This window comes from Vibrio sp. ED002 (assembly GCF_023277445.1).
In the GTDB taxonomy this organism is placed as follows: domain Bacteria; phylum Pseudomonadota; class Gammaproteobacteria; order Enterobacterales; family Vibrionaceae; genus Vibrio; species Vibrio jasicida.
The window spans coordinates 682,142-702,249 of the sequence record NZ_CP080238.1; the positions used below are offsets into that span (position 1 = coordinate 682,142).

General features: G+C 41.5%; 19 protein-coding genes. 7 read left to right on the forward strand and 12 right to left on the reverse strand.

The features are described 5' to 3' along the window. Positions 1 to 26 precede the first annotated feature (26 nt). On the reverse strand, positions 27 to 1,562 hold the full coding sequence (locus ITG12_RS03380; RefSeq protein WP_248873602.1) for a diguanylate cyclase: 1,536 nt from the start codon (positions 1,560 to 1,562) through the stop codon (positions 27 to 29). A 456-nt stretch (positions 1,563 to 2,018) separates the two neighbouring features. Between ITG12_RS03380 and ITG12_RS03385 the strand changes: the two genes are divergently transcribed. From ITG12_RS03385 to ITG12_RS03395, 3 genes are read left to right on the forward strand one after another with little or no spacing between them, the layout of a single operon-like run. Continuing rightward, a complete protein-coding gene (locus tag ITG12_RS03385) occupies positions 2,019 to 5,180 on the forward strand; it encodes a response regulator (protein ID WP_104026849.1) in 3,162 nt (1,053 codons plus the stop codon). Between the two features lie 17 nt (positions 5,181 to 5,197). Then, entirely contained in the window at positions 5,198 to 5,677 is a 480-nt protein-coding gene (locus tag ITG12_RS03390) for a hypothetical protein (RefSeq protein ID WP_038872766.1), read from the forward strand. A gap of 1 nt (position 5,678) precedes the next feature. After that, positions 5,679 to 6,770, forward strand: coding sequence for a porin (locus ITG12_RS03395; protein ID WP_038874952.1), 1,092 nt, complete (start codon positions 5,679 to 5,681; stop codon positions 6,768 to 6,770). 82 nt (positions 6,771 to 6,852) lie between these two features. Here ITG12_RS03395 and ITG12_RS03400 read toward each other — a convergent pair whose 3' ends face one another. From ITG12_RS03400 to ITG12_RS03425, 7 genes are all read right to left on the reverse strand, one after another. Further along, positions 6,853 to 7,800 (reverse strand): DMT family transporter, encoded by a 948-nt coding sequence (locus tag ITG12_RS03400; RefSeq protein ID WP_038874950.1) that lies wholly within the window; start codon positions 7,798 to 7,800, stop codon positions 6,853 to 6,855. 185 nt (positions 7,801 to 7,985) lie between these two features. Then, positions 7,986 to 8,600 carry a sugar O-acetyltransferase gene (locus tag ITG12_RS03405; protein ID WP_038874947.1) on the reverse strand — a complete coding sequence of 205 codons (615 nt, stop codon included), beginning with the start codon at positions 8,598 to 8,600 and terminating at the stop codon, positions 7,986 to 7,988. A 216-nt stretch (positions 8,601 to 8,816) separates the two neighbouring features. Continuing rightward, the gene (locus ITG12_RS03410; protein WP_038874944.1) at positions 8,817 to 9,146 is read right to left on the reverse strand and encodes a hypothetical protein; all 330 of its coding nucleotides are present in this window, start codon (positions 9,144 to 9,146) and stop codon (positions 8,817 to 8,819) included. Positions 9,147 to 9,285: 139 nt separating this feature from the next. Then, positions 9,286 to 9,834, reverse strand: coding sequence for a class IV adenylate cyclase (gene cyaB, locus ITG12_RS03415; protein WP_038874942.1), 549 nt, complete (start codon positions 9,832 to 9,834; stop codon positions 9,286 to 9,288). Positions 9,835 to 9,981: 147 nt separating this feature from the next. Further along, positions 9,982 to 10,182 (reverse strand): hypothetical protein, encoded by a 201-nt coding sequence (locus ITG12_RS27780; protein ID WP_349292929.1) that lies wholly within the window; start codon positions 10,180 to 10,182, stop codon positions 9,982 to 9,984. A gap of 15 nt (positions 10,183 to 10,197) precedes the next feature. After that, positions 10,198 to 10,632: an Mpo1-like protein gene (locus ITG12_RS03420; RefSeq protein ID WP_248873604.1), complete on the reverse strand. Its 435-nt coding sequence runs from the start codon at positions 10,630 to 10,632 to the stop codon at positions 10,198 to 10,200. Positions 10,633 to 10,817: 185 nt separating this feature from the next. Continuing rightward, complete coding sequence (locus tag ITG12_RS03425) at positions 10,818 to 11,300, reverse strand: MarR family transcriptional regulator (RefSeq protein WP_010647662.1); 483 nt, start codon at positions 11,298 to 11,300, stop codon at positions 10,818 to 10,820. 120 nt (positions 11,301 to 11,420) lie between these two features. Between ITG12_RS03425 and ITG12_RS03430 the strand changes: the two genes are divergently transcribed. The 3 genes from ITG12_RS03430 to ITG12_RS03440 all read left to right on the forward strand — a co-directional run bounded on the left by ITG12_RS03430 (position 11,421) and on the right by ITG12_RS03440 (position 15,906). Next, positions 11,421 to 12,326, forward strand: a complete 906-nt coding sequence (locus ITG12_RS03430) for a DMT family transporter (protein WP_038874940.1) — start codon at positions 11,421 to 11,423, stop codon at positions 12,324 to 12,326. 130 nt (positions 12,327 to 12,456) lie between these two features. Beyond that, the gene (locus ITG12_RS03435; RefSeq protein WP_248873606.1) at positions 12,457 to 13,485 is read left to right on the forward strand and encodes an extracellular solute-binding protein; all 1,029 of its coding nucleotides are present in this window, start codon (positions 12,457 to 12,459) and stop codon (positions 13,483 to 13,485) included. Next, positions 13,486 to 15,906, forward strand: a complete 2,421-nt coding sequence (locus ITG12_RS03440; protein WP_248873608.1) for a bifunctional diguanylate cyclase/phosphodiesterase — start codon at positions 13,486 to 13,488, stop codon at positions 15,904 to 15,906. Between the two features lie 11 nt (positions 15,907 to 15,917). Here the strand turns inward: ITG12_RS03440 and ITG12_RS03445 are convergent, their stop codons facing one another. The 3 genes from ITG12_RS03445 to ITG12_RS03455 form a co-directional block, all read right to left on the reverse strand. Further along, entirely contained in the window at positions 15,918 to 16,943 is a 1,026-nt protein-coding gene (locus ITG12_RS03445; protein WP_038874934.1) for a GGDEF domain-containing protein, read from the reverse strand. A gap of 8 nt (positions 16,944 to 16,951) precedes the next feature. Next, the gene (locus tag ITG12_RS03450) at positions 16,952 to 17,407 is read right to left on the reverse strand and encodes a hypothetical protein (protein WP_038874932.1); all 456 of its coding nucleotides are present in this window, start codon (positions 17,405 to 17,407) and stop codon (positions 16,952 to 16,954) included. Positions 17,408 to 17,736: 329 nt separating this feature from the next. Then, complete coding sequence (locus ITG12_RS03455) at positions 17,737 to 18,300, reverse strand: DUF308 domain-containing protein (RefSeq protein ID WP_005427746.1); 564 nt, start codon at positions 18,298 to 18,300, stop codon at positions 17,737 to 17,739. A gap of 294 nt (positions 18,301 to 18,594) precedes the next feature. On the opposite strand from ITG12_RS03455, the gene ITG12_RS03460 reads away from it, so the two are divergent. After that, positions 18,595 to 19,875: a mechanosensitive ion channel family protein gene (locus ITG12_RS03460; RefSeq protein WP_038874929.1), complete on the forward strand. Its 1,281-nt coding sequence runs from the start codon at positions 18,595 to 18,597 to the stop codon at positions 19,873 to 19,875. A gap of 6 nt (positions 19,876 to 19,881) precedes the next feature. On the opposite strand, the gene ITG12_RS03465 is transcribed toward ITG12_RS03460, so the two are convergent. Continuing rightward, a complete protein-coding gene (locus ITG12_RS03465) occupies positions 19,882 to 20,097 on the reverse strand; it encodes a hypothetical protein (protein ID WP_227740561.1) in 216 nt (71 codons plus the stop codon). Between the last annotated feature and the right edge of the window lie 11 nt (positions 20,098 to 20,108).

Below are 20,108 nucleotides of genomic sequence, written 5' to 3' on the forward strand. Positions count from 1 at the left end.
AAGGGAGGCTTCACACCTCCCTTTTGCTAACTGAATATCGGCACTTCGACCATCGAAGTACGATAAAACGCGTAACGCCCTTTACCTAACTGCTTCGCCCTGTACACCGCCATATCGGAACAGTGCAGCAGAATATCAATATCGCGCCCCACGCCCTCTGTGAGAACAACCCCAATTGACGCGGTTAAACTGATATCAATGCCTAAACGATCCGCCGTGCTTTGCAATTTAGCGAGGAATTTGTCTAGCTTAAGTTCTAACTCACGCTTAGTTCGAAACTCTTGAGTCAACACCACAAACTCATCACCACCAAAACGTCCGATAATGTCACGTTTATGGTTGAACGTTTCTCTCAATACAGCCACAAACAAAGCTATCACCTTGTCACCCGCTAAATGGCCATAACTATCGTTAATGTGCTTTAGATCGTCCATATCAAAGAAGATACAAGCTTTGGGCGTATTACTAAGAGACAACGACTTTTCTGCCCCTCGCAAGAAATACTCCCGCGTGAGCAAGCCACTGCGTGAACAAAACACGCCATTGCGACTGGCTTGTAATACCAACTCAAAATGCTCTTTCAGCTCCATAGAACTGTCATTGAGAACCACTTGGCTCTCTTCTAAGAATCGGTCTAGAGGCTGCGTTAATCCAACGACTTGTTTACCCATCAATCGTGTTATCACAAGATAAATCGCGATGATAAGCAGGACGTTAACACCAAACATCGTTGTCCCTTCACCGAGTAAACTGCTGAACTTGGCTTTTGAAAGTAAAATCCAAGGCGTGTCCTCGATCTTGCGGAACTCAATGTATGACAAATCAAATGGCGAAGAATAAGTGAAGAAACCACCGGAAGAAGAATTCGATAAAGCGTGTAAATTGGCTTCCCGATCAAATAGTTTTTCATAACCATAATTGAACAGATTGACACCAACATATTGTGCATCTCTGGAATGACTAATGACATTCAGCTCATCATCCAATAAGACACTATAAATATCATCTTCGTTGTCCGTTTTTAACGCATGTTGAATCTCACTAAAGTGAATCGATGCTGAAATGGTCCCCTGCAAATCCCCTAACAAGTCAAACATTGGACGGCATAGGACATACACAATGTTGCCATTACTGATGTCTGTAAGTACATCGGTCATGACGGTCTTTTGGGTTCGGATTACTTGATGAAAATAGTCTCGATGTGCGATGGAATGGACTTTGTTATTGTGCGTGCTGACCATATTCCCAACTCCATCACTGAACCCGATCCCTGCCAATTCAAACGCTTCTTTATAGGACACAGCGCGAGAGGCTCGCTCTTTCAGCGACAATTCTGATTCGATGAAATGCTCATCATTGCTCATAGCCCGCAACAAATCACGATACCCACCAACGATGGTTCCTAAGTTTACTTCAGCCGATTTCACGTGGTAGCGAGCAAGACTCTTTGCTTCATCGACTTGTTGGTAGGCCCAATAGGTAAAGTTGGTAAATAAAGCGATAAAGACAATTGGGACGGTGTAGCGGAGCGTTACGCTTTGAAGACTTCGAGATACATTCATGACTTAATTGTTGTTGTGACATTGTCGTATTTTAAAATACGTATTCTAATCGATGGATGACACGTCTTATTTGCGCCCTTTAGCTGTAATCAGAGTACAGATTACACAAAATGCAAGCGCTGACGTTTGGCATTCTCATTAGCAAGAAAGCAAACAAATTATACCTACCCCTGTATATCGAAACAGCAACTTTCTCCCGAGTTACGACAAAACATTTTCCATGTACAACAAATGGTTTTTATCGATACGTTTCATTACTTTAAATAAACGATATAAATCTAATAGGAAGGGAGTTATTGATATTTTTGAAACCATATTCTCTTAACAAACTGCACCTTTGTCGCAAGAGTCACACTTTTTGGATTGTATAAGTATGAATTTTTCTACACCATTTCTAACAAATGAGATACATAAACTACACTTTTCATATCAATCTCTTGGATATGGACGTGCACTGTGGCTGGATCGCTTTCATGGAATAACCTCTCCGTAAAACACAAGCTGTTTTGCTTAGTTTTCTTACCCATCGTTTTGTTGCTCTTTCTGGCGGGGCAGCAAGTCGTTAGGTTGTCGACTCAGGCTCAAGATCTTGAAAGAGCACATTTGTTCTCTGACTACATGGATCAGGTTTCGTATCTTTACAACCTGCCTAGCAATCCAGACGTAACCGATAAAGCGGTGATGATCAAAGGTACAACTGAGAAACTCAATGCCACCGCTACTCTCATTTTTGCCGATAAAGGCGTTGAAATGGCGGACTTATTGTCAAGCCTAGAAGAAGCAAGTTTGTCTCTCGCGACCAGTACAGACATGGATGAGCGTCTAGACTTAGCTGAATGGCGCGCCGACACTTACAAACAGATTCTTTTGGCTTTAGAAAAAGTCCCTTTTAACAATGCCACGGTTGAAATCCAAAACCATCTGTCTGCTTTAATGCAAATTGAGTGGCTAATGTTCTGGTCGAAAGAAGAAAACCGTTTAAGCCAGTACCTAATTTATTCCGTTGAACAAAACCAGTACTACGACACAGACATCGGTAGCGAGATTGAATCCTTAGTCAAAAATCAGCAACTGTTTTTAGAGCGCTTTGTAACCCTTAATGCTAATCAACAACAAGTTGAGTTGTTAATCGAAACCTTCACAAATGAAGTATTCGTTCTTAGCCAAGAATTCCGCACTTATCTGTTCAGTGAACAAGAGTTGAGTACCCTACCTCCCCAAGAAGTCGCGACGGGTTTGACTGCTCTAAACGGCCGTCTCGAACTGCTACAAAATGTCGATAATAAAATGACTGACCAACTTAATGCTGACGTTGATCATGCCATCTCCATTGCCAACCAACAGCGACTCATGTTCATCGGCGTGATGTCGTTAATCACCATTTTGGTCATCAGCCTCGCAATACGTTTAGTACGTAAAGTGACAGGCAACCTAAACCTTGTTCTCGAGTTTTTACGCCGCGACAGCTACAGCGAAGAGTCGCCGCTCGCAGAATTAGTCAAAGGCAAAGACGAGTTGAGCAAGTTCGCTCAGGAAGTAGAGCGCCTGAGTTACGAACGCGAACAAGCAAAAGTGAAATTAACCCAAGCAAAAGAGGATGCGGAGCGTGCGAAAGACGACGCGATTAAAGCCAGCAAAGCAAAAAGCAGCTTTTTGGCCAACATGTCGCATGAAATTCGCACACCACTTAATGGAGTGATCGGTATATCAGAAGTGTTGTCTGATACCTCCCTCACTGCCACGCAACGCGACTATGTGGATACTATCGAGACTTCATCGCAACTACTGTTGAGCTTGATTAACGACATTCTAGACTTCTCAAAAATTGAATCGGGCATGTTGCTTATCAGTCCACATTCAACCTGTGTGCGTGAATCTATCTACGACATTGCTTCTATTGTTTCTCCAAAAGCCAAAGAAAAAGGCATCGACCTTAAGGTAAACATTAGCCGTAATACTCCATTCCGCTTGATGATTGATGATCACCGTTTACGCCAAGTGATCATGAACTTTATGTCTAATGCGGTGAAGTTTACCGAAAGTGGCACTGTGTGCCTGTCGGTATCAACCCATTCCGTGTCGGGTTCTTACGCGATAATGGAGTTTTCAGTGCAAGATTCCGGCATCGGTATTGATGAACAACAGCAGAAAAAGATATTCGAACCCTTCGCACAAGAAGACGACTCTACAACGCGCCAATTTGGAGGCACTGGGCTTGGCTTAGCGATCAGCACGCAACTGGTAGAGCTGATGGGTGGAAAGATCCAATTGGAATCTGAGAAAGGCCAAGGGAGCCGCTTCTTCTTCCAACTGACTTCTTCCGTAGTCCAACTAGATTTTGACTCAAAACATACCGCTCATAACAGTCAGATTTGGTTGGTTTGTGACGACCCGAATATGGAAAGTACCCTACGTGATGAGCTTAATTTCTATCGCATCGCGATGCATCAATCCGTAACGTCATTAGATGAGCTACCGACATGGATCAATGACAAAGAACAGGTGGTTGTGATCTATGCCGAGACTCGTCCTAATGCAGCCAAAGCCAATGAAGACATCTTCCACAGACTGGAAACACAGAATGTTCGTCTGTGTTTAGTGAAGCATTTACATAGCGGTCAATTTGACTTCGGTCAGAGCGTGAGTGCCATCATTACTCAACCGCTGCTTGGTCAACGTTTAGTGAAAGCACTTGAAAGCTGCGAAGCAAAATTCACCCAAAAAGCACAACTAGCCGTAACCAGTGTCGCGAATACCAGAGCTAAAATATTGGTGGTTGATGACAATACAGTAAACCAAAAAATTGCTGGATTGCACGTAACCAAAGCGGGCTTCCCTTTCGATTTAGCTGCAAATGGTGCCGAAGCCGTTGAAATGTTCAAAAAGAGCCAATACGCATTGATCTTAATGGACTGCATGATGCCTGTCATGGATGGCTTTGAAGCGACAGAGAAAATTCGTCAGATCGAGCAAGATGAAAACCGCAACTACCGCATCCCTATTATCGCCTTAACCGCGAGTGTGGTGGATGACGATATTCAGAAGTGTTTTGATGTTGGTATGGACGACTACGTCCCGAAACCGTTCAAAGCGAATGTGTTGAAAGAGAAACTGGCAAAAGCTGCTAACGTACCAGTTGTCGACGCTACGATTAACAACATCAGTCCAGCCCCAGTTAGTCATGTGGATAACCATCAAGCAGCAGATCCAAAAGAAGAGCCTTCAATCACGATCCTACCGAGTCGCTCCGAGCGTATTCTGTTAGTTGAAGATAATACCGTAAACCAAAAAGTAGCGTCATTGTTGTTAAGTAAAGCTGGTTATGAGTTTGAGATTGCAGAAAATGGTCAAATTGCCGTGGATATGTTCCAACAAGATAATGGCTTTGACATCATTTTAATGGACTGCATGATGCCGGTGATGGATGGCTTCCAAGCGACCAAAGAAATCCGAGCATATGAAAGAAACTCTGGTCTACCGAAAACACCGATCATTGCATTAACCGCCAGTGTTGTGGATGACGATATTCAACGTTGCTATGACTCAGGTATGGATGCCTATGTACCGAAACCGGTGCGGAAAGAGAAACTTCTTCATCAAATTGAAAGCGTGATTTAACGAAAAGGTTGATGGATATGCATACCGATTTCTTTATTTCCAAAAACAGCATGGCGAGAGGATTGACGACTGCGCTGATTGCCTTCGCGTTGCTCATGTCGTTCGATAGCGAGGCTCTAGCCGCGGATCAATACGCCATATTCTCTCTCGACTCAGAGTTTAGTGAATTAAATATTACCAAAGCGAGAAAACTCTACCGTGGAAAAACCAAACGCTTACAAGGGAAACGAATTGAACTGTCAGACTGGCCAGACACATCGTCAGAGCGCTCTGAGTTTTATCGCTATTTACTTAACAAGAACGTCGCACAGATGAATGCGCATTGGGCGAGTTTGTCTTTTTCTGGCAAAGCACGTCCGCCTAAAGTCATTGATAGTTCAGATATGAACGCTCTATTGGAATGGATGAAAGAAAAACCTAATCGCATAGGTTACGCACCGGTGAGTAGTCTGCCTTCTAATGCACAAATCCTCTACGTAGTCAGTTCGGAGAAATAATATGAAGAAATCACTCATCGCAATTGCACTAAGTGGTCTGGCTTTTCCGAGCTTCGCAACCATAGAAATTACCGATAATTTATCACTCAGCGGATTTGGTTCAACCTCGTGGGCGACATCCGATAACGAAACACCACTGCTGGTCAATCGCTTTATCGATGACGAAAACTGTTACGACTGTGATACAACGTTTGGTGTGCAACTCGACTTCTTTTACGATGCTTTCAAAGCTTCTGCACAAGTGGTGAAACGTCCACAAGATCATTGGAGTGAGCCGCAATTAGAATGGGCATACTTGGCGTACACCTATGGAAACGTTGAGTTTCGAGGTGGCCGCTTAAGAATGCCTGTCTTTCTCGCTTCGGAGTACTACTACGTGGGACATGCCTTTACCCCTGCTCGCCCACCAAATGAGGTTTACGACAGCATCTTAGGCATCACCGCTTACAATGGTTTGTCGGTGCTTTGGAATTACGACTTGAACGACAGCATGACGTTAACCACGACACCTTTCATCGGTTTCCATGATGAGAGCACGGTCGACTTTAACGCCAATACCGAATTGACGTTCAAGACCAATGAAATGTACGGCGTTAACTTCATTCTGAGTGGTGATTACTACCGTTGGAACTTTACCTATTTAGACTCCAACTACGACCAAGAGACGAGACTTACCAACCTCACTACGAATATCCCAGGGGTTGGTGTAGTGCAAGTGCCAGATCAAACTCTGAACGCTAAAGACCAAAGCATCAAGCTGTTTTCTCTTGGGGCAGAATACGAGTTTGATGCGCTAACGTTAACCGTTGAGGGCCAAACCAACGACATCGCTTCTGCCTGGTACGTTCAAGGGACATATAATCTCAACAGATTCACACCATACGTGACTTACGGCCAACAGTTTGATGACCACGAACATCGTGTCGGTGACAGTTACCTGTTCGGTGTGAGATACGATGTTCATTACAACATTTCACTCAATGCAGAGTGGCAACACTTCAACGCTTATCGCAATGCCTCTGGTGCGTTTGTTAACACACCACCGGAAGATGAAGCCAATCTTTACACCATCATGGTTAACTTCGTCTTCTAACCTTAGTCAGTTAACTACAAGGCAGGTCGAACGTTCTCGACCTGCTCTGCTTTGAAGTCTCTTGATTTATTCACTCAACACATCACTTGTTTCGGTTTATCATCACCACGGAGAGGATCGTCAAAGTCATCCCTACGGCATGAAACCAAGTAAAAGACTCACCCAGTATCAGAATCGCGCAAAGCGCAGTCATTGCAGGGCCAACATTGCTCACCAAACTTAAATGCGCCGGATTTAACCTCGCCATCGCGGCAGCAATCAAATAAGACGGAATCACAGTACAAAACAATCCAAGTAATACACCAATGATGATAAGTTCATGACTCAATGTTTGTAGATCTAAGTCGCTGAAAACCAGGTGAACTAGAATCGCTACACCCGCACTGCCCATCCCGATGCTAGTAAAGATTGTACTACCAAGCTTGGCGATACTCCCTTTACTCATCACTAAGTAAACTGCAAAGACAAACGCAGACAATACTGCTAATCCACCACCTAACCATATCTGAACCCCATATTGAGAAAGGTCGTGGGCAACAATCAATCCAACGCCTACATAACCAACCAAAGCCGCGATGATGATATTACGATTAGGTACTTGAGCTTGCGTTAACCACATGATCAACACAACAAACGTTGGAAATAGGAAAAGCAGCAAGCGCTCCAATTGAGCGGAAATATAGTTAAGTGCAGTAATGTCTAAATAGCTAGCTAAGTAATAGCCCAACACACCAATTGCCGCAGCTTTTAATCCGTGGCTTTTCACTTGTGTCCGATGTTCAGATTTACGCAGCATCCAAAACAAAATACAAAGATACACGGGCAATGAACTCATCGCTCGCAGCGTCATGATGCTAACGGCATCACCACCATGCTGATAGGCCATTTTGACGAAAATGGGCTTGATAGAAAAAAGTAATGTTCCCGCGAGTGCAAACAATACGCCTAATGTGACCGAATTGATCGGTTGTTTGAAGGGCTTAGTTGGCTTGTTTTCTGAATGTGGATTGGATTCGGATGCCGTATTCATTGTCTCTCCTTGATAACACATTTTCTGTTCATACAAGGCTACGAGATAGAATACGATTCTGGCTGCATCTACTCGCAGCCAGGCACAACTCAACCTACCGACTGCTTGGCATTAGAAGGAGGAGCCACCAGAGGTTGGTTGTGCGGATGATCATTTTACTTTCCTATTCGGGTAGAAGGTTCAGACTAACCATTGAACATATTTTGTTCAAGCTTACGATCTCTAAAATAGTACTCTTTATCGTGTTGTCCGACCCCTCTGAGCACACGACACGGGTTACCAACGGCAACCACATTGGCAGGAATATCCTTAGTTACGATACTGCCCGCGCCAATCACCGAGTTTTCTCCGATCGTCACACCCGGTAATACCACCGAGTTCGCACCAATCCATACGTTATCTCCAATTCGAACCGGCATATTGAACTGCGCGACGTCTCGTCTCAAATCGGGATCGATTGGGTGCCCTGCCGTTGCAATGGTTACATTAGGTCCAATCATCACGCTATTCCCAATGTAGATGTAGGTATCGTCGACTAAAGTCAGATTGAAGTTCGCGTAAACATTGTCGCCAAGGTAAGTGTGACAGCCCCAGTTCGCTCTTAAAGGCGGTTCGATGTAGCAATTCTCACCTACAGACGCGAGCAGACGCCCGAGTATCTCGCCCCGTTTTTCTGATTCCGAAGGACGTGTGTGGTTGTAATCGTATAAGGTCTCAAGACATTCGGTTTGCATTGCCGCCAACTCTTCATCATTACAGAAGTAGACTTTTTGGCTGTGCAACATGGTTTTCTTATCCATTATTATTCCTGTTGAGGGGGACGTTCTTGGTTGAAATTTAGCAGAGTGAGGATAAGAAAGGCTTGCCAAAAGTCATGAAATTCATGCGTCATCCAAGAAAGAAAGTAAGAAATTATTAGCGAAGGAACATGGGCGAAGATAAAGGGATTCGAGCCACAATTGGAAATGCGAACAAAAATCAAAAATGCCGCAAAGTTCGAATCTTGCGGCATCTTTCTAAACTGGCTTGTTGGTTTTCTTGCGATTTTCCAAGCGCGCTTTAAATTTCTTATTTCGGCGCTTTAAGGCTCGGAAGAATTTCGACTCTTCGTGATACCAACCAATAACGCTAATGGGGACCCCCACCAGCATCATGATGAAAACATCGGCAGGAAACTGCTCTGTAATATCCCTTACCGTTTGCAGCTCACCAAAGATAAACAAGCCTATAACCTTGCCAACCAACAACGCACAGCAAATCATCAAGAAAGACTTCATTATGTAGTGCCATTTGCCTTTCTTGCGCTCTTCTCGCCAATACACGTATTTGTGCTCGCGGTTGTACATTTCCCCCTCCGTTTAAGTGACATTGTCACCATCAGTCTGCGAAATGGAATGGTGGTGCGAGACGGCAAGTTCGCACTACTTTAATCATAGTGCGATTGGAGGGAGTTGCTTGTCAGACCAACAAGATATGACGGGGATTTTACTGAGCGGTCCACATTTGTTTGTATGAGCGCAATTCTCTGTTGGACTCATCCAAACCAAACATGCCTGCTAGTGCTTGCAGTTTTTGTTTGTAGCGTCCTAGTGCGCTTTCATCATCAGTCATGATCGCGAATTCTGCGAAATAACCGATGCCTTCAAGGCGGTCAAGTGTGATATGGAATTCACCGACAAAGTAGATACTGCGAGTCTTCTTAGTATGGAGGATGACCTCGTAACCCATGTTCTCCAACATGCTTTTTGCTGCATGAGACTTGGTGATGTCTGTCGCTTCGCAACGATCTTCTTCCGGCCCTTTAACAATCCAAAGCTTAATGCCAGATGGTTCAATTTCACGAATCACCAAGCTTTTGTTTTCGTTGGTTAGTTTGCGATCAGCTGTATCGTAAAACCAATCTGATTCTTGGTTGTCTTCGAACATCACCTCGTGTTGTAAGCTGCTTAGCGCGGTTAAAAACGCTCGCTTGTCTTTCACTCGGTATTTCAATTCAACTTCAAACTGACCCTGAAAATGATCTTGTGCACTCACGCGACTACCTCTCTACAACTCTTCGCTTCGACTTTTTATTCTGTTTTTCACAAGGTGAAAGGACTTTTAAAATTGGCGAAAGATTAGCATGAGTTCCGCGAGAGGTCTGAAACACAAGATAACTTTGTGCAAAACGTGGCACAAAACTTAAAACGCGAGAGAACGCATATACACACAACTAGCGATGCCAGCGATAACGACCAGAGTCCTGCCGATGGCAACATCCGCAATGTATATGACGGGATGAGTCATTCGGGTAAAAGCAAACACAATCGCAGGCATGGAGAGATCAGACCATGGAACACCACTCAAACTAACGACAAGATTGGTTGCGCTATAAAATGCCAACGCTTCCCCATTTAATTAATGCTTACGAAACACCCAAATTGGCCCGATTAAAAGGAACTGAACGTCTTCAAAAAACGATGGTTTCTTCCCTTCGATTTTGTGCCCGATAAACTGGAAAATCCAAAGCACACCAAACAGTAACATCGAAATCTGTAAAACTGGCCAACCGAGTATGTCCATCGACCAGATTAGCCCAATACACGCAACGGTGTCGCCAATCATCATCATGAATACGCTAAGAGACAACCGGAAGTAGAAGATCCAAGCGGGTAAAGCAACGACCCACACCCAATTGAGATTGAATCCAAACAAAGGAATTTGCGGAATAGACCAAATCAACCCAACCACGGATAAAAAGATACCCGGCACCGCCACTTTATGAATCTTTTGATTGATTGGGTTTTGATGGCTTTCACCGTAGGCTTCTAACCATTCAGAGAGTTCACGCATAACTTCACCTTTAACATCGCTATAACATTTATATAGTCGGTACGAGTTAAAGGTGCGAGTTTTTGTCCGAAGATATTGATAATAAACAAAGTATCTGTGACCAAGCACAAACTATGTTACTGATATCCCAATGAAATACGCTGCGCTTTCGTTAGTTTAGCAACCACTAGGTTATAGGTTCTCGATTACTCATACTGCGGCAAGAGAAGCTTTAACGCCTGATTAACCTGGCCTTTTTCTGCACTGCTCAAAGACCCCATCAGCTCATGTTGCGCTTGAAGGTGCTGCTCTATCAGTGAGTCAATTAACTCGAAACCTTTTTCTGTGAGTTCGACAGTGACGCTGCGGCGGTCTTCTTTACTGTGCTCACGTGCAATCAGACCTTTCTTCTCTAGCTTATCAAGCCGATTCGTCATGGCACCGGACGTCAGCATCATGGATGAAATCAGCTCCGATGGCGTTAAACGATATGGCTGACCACTGCGTCGCAGCGTTGCTAATACATCAAACTCGCCCATTTTGAGGTCGTAACGTTTGTGCAGCTCGGCGACGTGGTTCTCCATGTGCTTTGCGATTCTCATCAAACGCCCCATGATCGCCATCGGTTCGGTGTCGAGCTCCGGCTTTTCCTTAGCCCACTGGCTTACCACTCTGTCAATTGCGTCCATTACCCTTTCATCTCCAAAGACATTTTGATTTACGAATTTATTTTAACATAAAGATACTTTACAAAAAGCCATCTCGAGCGTACCTTTACAATAAATTATCTCAACGTAAAGATATTTAACATGAACATTTTACTCGCGATGATTCCGGCGTTTTTTTGGGGCACCACTTACGCCGTGACACAATTTACTTTGCCAGACTGGCCGCCAGTGTTGCTTGGCGCCCTGCGCGCTTTGCCGGCAGGCCTTTTGTTGCTTGCTATCAAACCAACATTACCAAAGAAACAAGATTGGAAGATCTTACTGGTACTCGGCACAATCAATATCGCCCTCTTCTTCGGACTCATCTTTGTTATGGCGTTGACCTTGCCTTCTGCAATTTCCGGAGTGGGTATGATTTCTGTCCCTGTGTTCGCGATGCTGTTTGGCTGGGTTGTGTACAAGCGACAACCAAGTTTGATTCAAGGGATAAGCGGCGCAGCTCTGATCGCACTGGCGTGGTTCCTGTTTGATCCTAGTTCGATCACACTCAACCCAATTGGCTTAATCGCTATGCTATCTGCAATCATGTGTATCGTTATCGGCAGTAGTGTCACTAAGTCGCTTGGTGCAAGAATGCACTGGTGGACGGTGCTAACATGGCAGCTCATTTTAGGCGGCATCATTCTTTCTATCGCCGCAGCCATCTTTGCGAGCTTTAATCCAGAGCCGTATGTGAGCGCCCTACAAAACGCATCATTAAGAAACGTCGGTGGTTTATTGTGGGTCATCGTCCTTAACACCGCACTTGGTTACGGCATGTACGTGTGGCTATTACAACGCATGTCTGTGGTGGACTTTACCTTCGGTGGTATCGCAAACCCAGTAGCTGGCATTGTTTCTGGTTTAGTATTGATGGGCGAAAGCTTCACTCCCGTTCAATACAGCCTAATGCTAGGCATGATCCTGATGTCACTCGTTCCGCAACTGGTGATGTCGTTGAAGCAAAGACGCGATAAGGTTTTGATAAAACCCAATGTGACTCTTTGAGTAAGCATACAGAAGCGAAACGTATGTATATGCTCAGTTTGGTATTAAAAAGTGTGAGACATTTCAGTGCAACTGCCAAAATAGACTACGATTTAATATAGGCACGTATTGTCAGGCAGAGGAAGGTGAAATGAAACTAAACAAAGTAGCACTCATCCTATCTTTGTGTTTTGCAAATCAATCAACAGCGCAGAAGCATGAAGTTTACCTTTACAACTGGGATGAGTTCCTTTCAGAAGAAGTTATTTCTCAACTCAGTGACCTGCATGATATTACGCTAAACCAACAATTCTTTTCCGATGAATCAATCAGAGATGAAGTTCTCTTAAGTGAACGAAGAGGTGCTTTTGAACTTGTTATTATAGAAAGCATACAACTCAAAAAGTTAGCCAATCAGAATATATTTCACGATCTATCAGATCTCAAAGAGACGCTCGCATCAAACTTTGACAAAAAATGGCTTGATGGCTGTGGACCTTGGGGGCTTCCTTACGCATGGGGAACGAGCGGTATACTCTATCGTGTCGATTCATTCGATACGCCAACCTCTTGGAAAACTCTTCTCGAACCCAAACCAGAAGCCAAAGGCAAAATTAGTATGTATTATGAGCCCACCGACCTCGTTGGGGCTGCATTACTAGTTCATGAACTCGACCCCTTCACTAACGACATTGAAGAACTACGCCTCGCTTATCAAACCCTTATAAATCAGAAAACTTTTCTTGATAGTAATAAGTACATTATAGACTACATCGATGACCCCAAGCGATTAGCCAATATAGATCTAGCATATGGTTATTCTGGCGACAGCTATGTACTCAATGAAGTTGAAAACGACAGTTGGGCATACTCAGTCCCAGAAGAAGGTACAACACTCTGGTTAGAATGCATCGCCGCCATCGATAATGGTAAATTGTCTGAACAAGTTAAAACGACCCTCTCCTACTTATCAACACCAGAAATCGCCGCTAAGAATGCAATGGATGCTTGGTTTGCTACGCCAAGCTCAAAAGCCAAATCATTGACAACTGATGCTTATAAAAATGACAAGGAGCTGTTCCCTGGAGAAAGCATTATTGAAAGAAGCCACTTATACAAAACATTGCCCCCGAAAAGTATACAAATACGAAATCGAATAATTGAAAGCTTGAGAAATTAAATGTCTATACTAATAAAGTTGTATTTAATATTACTTCCAACCTTATTGTTCTTCGCGATGCTTGTTGGTTTTGTCACTTATAATCTTGCGACGTCTCATGCTAAGCATATGTACTTAGATAAAGTTGAATTTGACGTAAACACCGCCTTGGTAGCTGCAGAGTATGAACAGTTAGGCCTTTCATTACTATCAAAAGAAGTTGGAAGTTCAATGCATTTCTTGCGTTATATTCAAAACTCAGACGACTATACAACATTCTCTCTTCTAGAAAAAAGAATTCTCAGATTATTAAATCAAAGCGACGTTAATCAATTTGGCCAACGAAATATATACGTCATCGACCCACACTTCGAACTCACTCTTTCAACATTAAGAAGCGACCCATTTGAACCATTAAAAATGCCTGATAAAGTCTATGACAAGGTTTTTGACATATACACATCATTGTTAAATAAAGAGAAATATTTTAGTGAAGGCTTCTCTTACATATCGTTCAACGGCCGATTACGATATGCTTATGTAACAGCGATAGACCCATATTTATCACCTCAAGACAAACGTGTAAAAGAAAGTAAGAACAGGTATATTTTGATCACTGACGGACCTCTGGTTCAACTATCTAACTTAATTTCAAAATACAATAATAACCACTTTATATTTTCTCTTGAGCCATCTAAGAGTATAGAAAAAAAAAGTCGAGAAAAATTTATCATTGAGTCGATTAAGAATAGCGATGATAAAACTCATGTAACCATGACAAGCGAGCATTTTAAATCTAACATAATAATAAACAATCAGTTATTTGAAAAAGAAAACCAAATCATTGCGATAAAAATAATTACGGTTACTTCAACCTCATTGTTTCTTATTTTCATAGTCATTCATCTAAGTATAAAAAATAGATTAATAAAACCTCTAGAAAAACTGTTAGAAGACATCTCCATTGGTGGTATGAGATTGAGATACTTTAAGCGTTCATCCGGCAAGAATGAGGTTGACACATTAAAAAATGCTTACATTGACTCTCTAACCGAACTAAAGTTTGAAGCCGAGTTTGACCAGTTAACTAAATTAGCAAATAGACGCTCGTTTATTCGATATCTTGAAGTAAGATTGAACAGCTCAACCACATCAAATTGTTATCTAGTTTGCTGGGATATTATAGACTTTAAAAAAATAAATGACCTATATGGTTCTAAAGTAGGTGATAATGTATTGAAAAACTTTTCAAGCATTTTAAAAGATGTTCTACAACTGCAACAAAACGAAACTGGATTCAGTAATAGTGACTACTCAATCTCTAGACTAGGCGGAAACCAATTCATCGCAGTCATTGAGACAATAGAAGGCGATAAAATTAATGATGTCATAAAAGAAATTAATGATAAATTAACAGGAACTGCATTTCTAGATTACTACGGATTTAAACTTTCGCTAGCAACAGGCATAATAAACTTTGATACTAAAAACTTCATATCAATATGGCATCGTTGCATCGATGCAACTTTACATGAAGCAAAATTTCAAAGTGATGGAGACAGTCGAATAGTCTTTGGGGAAGAATTGATGCATGCACTAGAGCGTCAAGATACAATAGAGAAACGCTTAATAGAATGTTGTGAGTCAAACAACTTTGAGTTACGCTTCATGCCAATATTTAATGCCAATACGCTAAGCATTGATGGAGCAGAAGTATTAATACGCTGCCCTGCTTTGTTTGACATCAATGCTGGACCGGATGAATTTATTACTGTTGCTGAAAAAAGCAATCTCATTTCAGAAATAGATATTTGGGTAATAAAAAATGCAATTAAATCATTAAAAACGCTCAAGGACAGATACAAGTACCAAGGTACTATCTCCATCAACATATCAGCGATGGAATTATATAATCGCAACTTTTCTGGCAATCTCAAGAAGATCGTCGAAGAATATGGCATCCCTGCTAGTGATGTTACAATTGAAATTACAGAAACCAGTTACGTCAAAAGTACAAACTTAACTGTTAAAACCATCGAAAATATACGCGCTATTGGGCACAAAGTATCTTTGGACGACTTTGGTACTGGTTACACTGCTTTCAATCAATTACTTCATTATCCAGTTGATGAGATGAAAATTGATAAAAGTTTTATCGATAAAATCGTAACTGATCAAGCAGATAGAAGAATGGTCGACTCAATGATCAACCTTGGTCATTCATGTAAAACGGTGGTAGTTGCAGAGGGGGTTGAAACATTTGAACAATATGAATACTTAAGAAAGATCAATTGTGACTTGATTCAAGGTTATTATTTTAGCATGCCACTAACAATGCAAGAGTTTATCAATTTTATTTCTGATCATAAACCTGATAAATTTATTAAAAGTTTATCTAAAGAAACTGTAGTCGCAATTAATAATAGTAAAAGTAAACCTTAGGTATGACATCACTACTCTCTCATGTTGGATATGTATTCCATCATATCTTGATTATTTATGTCATTTTTATATCTTACTATCGAATCAATTATAATCTCTAAATTACCTACTGGGATATAGTTATCCAAAACATTATTTATTGCTTCTTGAATTTTTTTACCGTCACTTTTTTTCTTTGGCACAAAAAACATAAACTGACTACCACTACTTCGAAATGAAAACGACTCTTTGGGAATTAATGGTGACAACGAATCAGCTGCTGATCTGATAACCAAATCACCGTACTCCGCTCCGTACTTCTGATTCACATCCATTAGATTTCTAATCTTTACGATATACAAATCATAATTATCAACATTGTGGTTGTCATTTTTAAGAAAATTCATCAAAGAAGATCTGTTGCGAAAACCAGTAAGGTGATCATTGGTCGATAGACTTTTTTTCACCGAAAAATCAGCATAAAAAGATAAAATAACAAAAATAAAACACACTACAAGTATCATGGAACTAACCTTATGAATTAATATTAATTTTGATAGTGCTAATGTATTTTCTTCGATAACTGGACTTTGAAGCCTGAACTTCTCATTAATAAACTGAACTAGATTATGATATGTTATATCTACTTTCTTGTGGAAAACATCCTGAGTTATCTCATTTCTCTTCAGAAGCGACAATGAACTTTCAAGTCGTTTAAAATTATCGAACTCTGTTCTAAAGTGCTCTTTAAAATTCGCTGATTTGATGAAGTTTGATGATTCATTACTATTCAAAAGAATATCGAACCGACTCCAAGTTATATCATAAGAAATCCATAATTTTCGATAGTCGATGTTATCTACCTTGCTCATCATTAAAAAGTTTGAATATTCCTTTACTAACTGAAAAACGAACCAAGTCGCCTCATTCTGACGACTTGAAAACTTTTCATTGATTTCATTGATTCGATCAACAGTGTATATGTTGATTGAAAGAGTAATTAATATTGTTATAGACAATATAATTTTACACATTCCTAACGATAAAAATTTAAACATTCCACCCCCTAAAAGTGCACTTCTTTGATTTGCCAGATCATTTTTGCATGATAATCGGTGTTGTCTATCTCAGGGTGAGTAGACACGGGAAAAATGAGCCAATATGGTCCTTTCTCTCTGATTGACATAAGTTTGCCATTTTCTTTAATTGCAATAACTGGCTCGTATTCACTGAAATCTTCCTTTGGCACTGAAATTTTATAGTCATTTAAAGCAACAAATGTAACTTGTTTATGAATCGACACATTGACTTCAGTTAAAAGAGTGTCCATTGTTATACCACGATATTCAGAAGCAGTTTCATTCCAAGGGAGTTTTGTGGTTATTGTTTTTTGCGGCATGCTTAATAGCTTTTCTGTACTGAGTATATGTTTTTCACCGGAACTGTCGTAAACATTTAGCTCAGCGTTTGTTATCGGTATCAGTGAGAAAAGAGTCATTAGTATAAAAATCTTCTTTTTCATCTTTTTATCCTATCAGTCACATCCTCCTTTTATTTTAGTCGAACTTATTGGGGCCATCTTTCTCATTCTGAAATTTATACAATGCGTTACGTCATTTTTATCTTTTTCTCGATTTCTTACTCCTCGATGTGACTCACCGTTTTTGTATCTTATCGTGCCTCCTGAATGTTTTCGCATACAAGAGTAAAGTCTGTTCAGCCCTCCAACATAAAACGCAACCAGATAAATCAGAGTGAGCTAGCTTAATTACCTTATGTTTCCCATAAAAAATGCCCACCAAATCGGCAGACATTCTCTATTTCACAAAGTTTTAGCGCTAGATAGCGTCTTTATTGGGAAAGCTTTTTCATTTGTAAGCCCATAAAGATGAAGCTGATGCCTTCAATCAGTAGCGAGATACCCACAAATGTGCCCAATAGCGTAGTTGAGAATGCAGGATCATCGAGCAACATGAAGAAATAACCACCGATAAGCACTGAAATTACGCCACTGAATACAATCACGTTGCTGCTTGGTAGGCTCCGGTTGCTCAAACCAAAGAAGATACGAGTCAAACCGTTTAAGATCATCACAATCACCATCAACATTGTAATGGTTACTAAGCCTGCTAGTGGTTTAAATAGGATAAACAAACCGCCAACAATATATAAAACGGCACTTAAGACGTACCAAAGTTTCTCTTTCCAAACGTTAATGGAAAACGTGTGGTATGCCTGAACCAGACCACTGAACAACAGAACCGCACCAACGATGGTCGAGATCGTCACGCCAGCCAAAACAGGCAAACTCATTGCACCAATGCCCATTAGTGCAATGATAACGCCAACGATAACGAAGTATTTCCAGCCTTTAGATAGGAATGTAGGCTGTTGTGATTGATTAGAATTTTCCATTGAATGCCTCTTAAATTAAACGCAAGCCGCCTTTTCAGTCTAGTCTAATAAAACCGTAGAGAGTTCACAGACTTAACAGAAATACGTGTCCCGTTTGCAGAATTGGATGTTAAACCCGTATCACATCATCGCCTATACACTATTTTTGAATAATAAGATTCACGATTGTTAGATTAAAGCAGTGCAAAACAAAGAGATGGGGAGTAGGATTGGCGGCTTTCTAACGCTTGCTGCTTGATTTTTTGTTTTGAGATTCTCACTCCCAGTTTTCAGGCCCGTTTTGAGGATGACATTTTGCTCGATCATCATATTCGCACTTTCATTTCAGAAAAGCTGAGTGCCGTTGGCATCAATAGCGATCCATACGGAATAGAGCTCACCAGTGTCTTTATTTTGTCGAGCCTCGCTGCTGCTGCGATCAGTTATTTGATTGTTCACCACCTTATCGTTCGCTCTGCCAACAATGTATTGCAAAAAACCAATAAACCCTTGGCAGACAGCTTTACGAAATACGATGTTTTAGAAAAACTCTCACTGCTGATTCCAATTATGGTTTTGGATGTCTTTATTCCATTAGCCGTTGGTCATTATGACTGGTTAGCCAACATCTTTGACCGCATTTTAAGTATTTCGATTTTGGTCATCTTTATTTGGATGATTTTCGCCCTACTTGATGCCTTGAATGACATTGCCACCTTTAAAGGCATTACGAGAAAAATGCCAATCAAGAGCTTTGTTCAGCTTATTAAGCTCTTTACCTTCTTTGTAGGTGTTGTCGTATCGATGTCGATATTGGCCAATGAATCCCCTGTTATCTTCCTCTCTGGATTGGGGGTCGCGACAGGTTTTGTCATGCTGGTGTTTAAAGACACGATATTAGGGTTTGTCGCGGGTATTCAGCTTTCTGCAAACCGCATGATCAGCTTGAATGATTGGATTCAGATGGACTCATACGGCGCCAACGGTACGGTAGAAGAGATTTCATTAACGACAGTAAAAGTTCGAAACTTCGACAACACAGTGAGTATGCTTCCAGCTTACGCACTGGTTCAAAATGCATTCATTAACTGGCAAGGCATGTCCGACTCCGGCGGTCGACGCATCAAACGTGCCGTCAATATTGATGTCACCTCAATTCGATTTTTATCTGAGCAAGAAATCGAAAAGCTCAAGAACATTCGAATTCTACGTCAGTACATTTACGAAAAGTCTCGTGAGATCAATGACTACAATGATGAAATGAGCGAGGAACCTGCGTTGGGTAACCTTCGTCAAATGACCAATTTAGGAATGTTCCGTGCGTACGTGAATGCTTATTTGAAAGCGAACAAGGACATCCATCAATACATGTTAATTATGGTGAGGCAGTTAGAGCCGACACCCGAAGGGATTCCAATCCAAGTTTATGCGTTCACGAATAACACCGACTGGGCTTATTACGAAGGCGTTCAGGCGGACTTGTTTGATCACATCTACTCTATTATGCCACTCTTTGGCCTAAGGCCGTATCAAATGCTGACCAGCAATGATGCAACTCATATCACGCTGGAGCAAACGAAGAGCCGCTCAAAATAAAGACGCTTAGGATGGTGAAGTTTCGGCTTCACCTTCCATGCTGTTCACCAGGTTTTTACGGTTGTAGCGATGTTCACTCAATACACCCCCTTCCACCTTGTAACGCAATCCATACTTCCCTATACACCCTCGCAGTCTCGAGCGAGTCAAATCCGACAGATCGGATGCCGTACTTGCTTTATCAACAAGCTGAACCCAATACGTTTCCATTTTATCTTTCATTATGATTTCCC

Bases quoted from the DNA above. Each gene is read 5' to 3' on its own strand.
- ITG12_RS03455 (WP_005427746.1), bottom strand. From the start codon at position 18,300: ATGGAAAATTCTAATCAATCACAACAGCCTACATTCCTATCTAAAGGC.
- ITG12_RS03395 (WP_038874952.1), top strand. From the start codon at position 5,679: ATGAAGAAATCACTCATCGCAATTGCACTAAGTGGTCTGGCTTTTCCG.
- ITG12_RS03400 (WP_038874950.1), bottom strand. From the start codon at position 7,800: ATGAATACGGCATCCGAATCCAATCCACATTCAGAAAACAAGCCAACT.
- ITG12_RS03420 (WP_248873604.1), bottom strand. From the start codon at position 10,632: ATGCGTGAACTCTCTGAATGGTTAGAAGCCTACGGTGAAAGCCATCAA.
- ITG12_RS03410 (WP_038874944.1), bottom strand. From the start codon at position 9,146: ATGTACAACCGCGAGCACAAATACGTGTATTGGCGAGAAGAGCGCAAG.
- ITG12_RS03405 (WP_038874947.1), bottom strand. From the start codon at position 8,600: ATGGATAAGAAAACCATGTTGCACAGCCAAAAAGTCTACTTCTGTAAT.
- ITG12_RS03435 (WP_248873606.1), top strand. From the start codon at position 12,457: ATGAAACTAAACAAAGTAGCACTCATCCTATCTTTGTGTTTTGCAAAT.
- ITG12_RS03380 (WP_248873602.1), bottom strand. From the start codon at position 1,562: ATGAATGTATCTCGAAGTCTTCAAAGCGTAACGCTCCGCTACACCGTC.
- ITG12_RS03450 (WP_038874932.1), bottom strand. From the start codon at position 17,407: ATGAAAAAGAAGATTTTTATACTAATGACTCTTTTCTCACTGATACCG.
- ITG12_RS03440 (WP_248873608.1), top strand. From the start codon at position 13,486: ATGTCTATACTAATAAAGTTGTATTTAATATTACTTCCAACCTTATTG.
- ITG12_RS03445 (WP_038874934.1), bottom strand. From the start codon at position 16,943: ATGTTTAAATTTTTATCGTTAGGAATGTGTAAAATTATATTGTCTATA.
- ITG12_RS03390 (WP_038872766.1), top strand. From the start codon at position 5,198: ATGCATACCGATTTCTTTATTTCCAAAAACAGCATGGCGAGAGGATTG.
- ITG12_RS03425 (WP_010647662.1), bottom strand. From the start codon at position 11,300: ATGGACGCAATTGACAGAGTGGTAAGCCAGTGGGCTAAGGAAAAGCCG.
- ITG12_RS03465 (WP_227740561.1), bottom strand. From the start codon at position 20,097: ATGAAAGATAAAATGGAAACGTATTGGGTTCAGCTTGTTGATAAAGCA.
- ITG12_RS03430 (WP_038874940.1), top strand. From the start codon at position 11,421: ATGAACATTTTACTCGCGATGATTCCGGCGTTTTTTTGGGGCACCACT.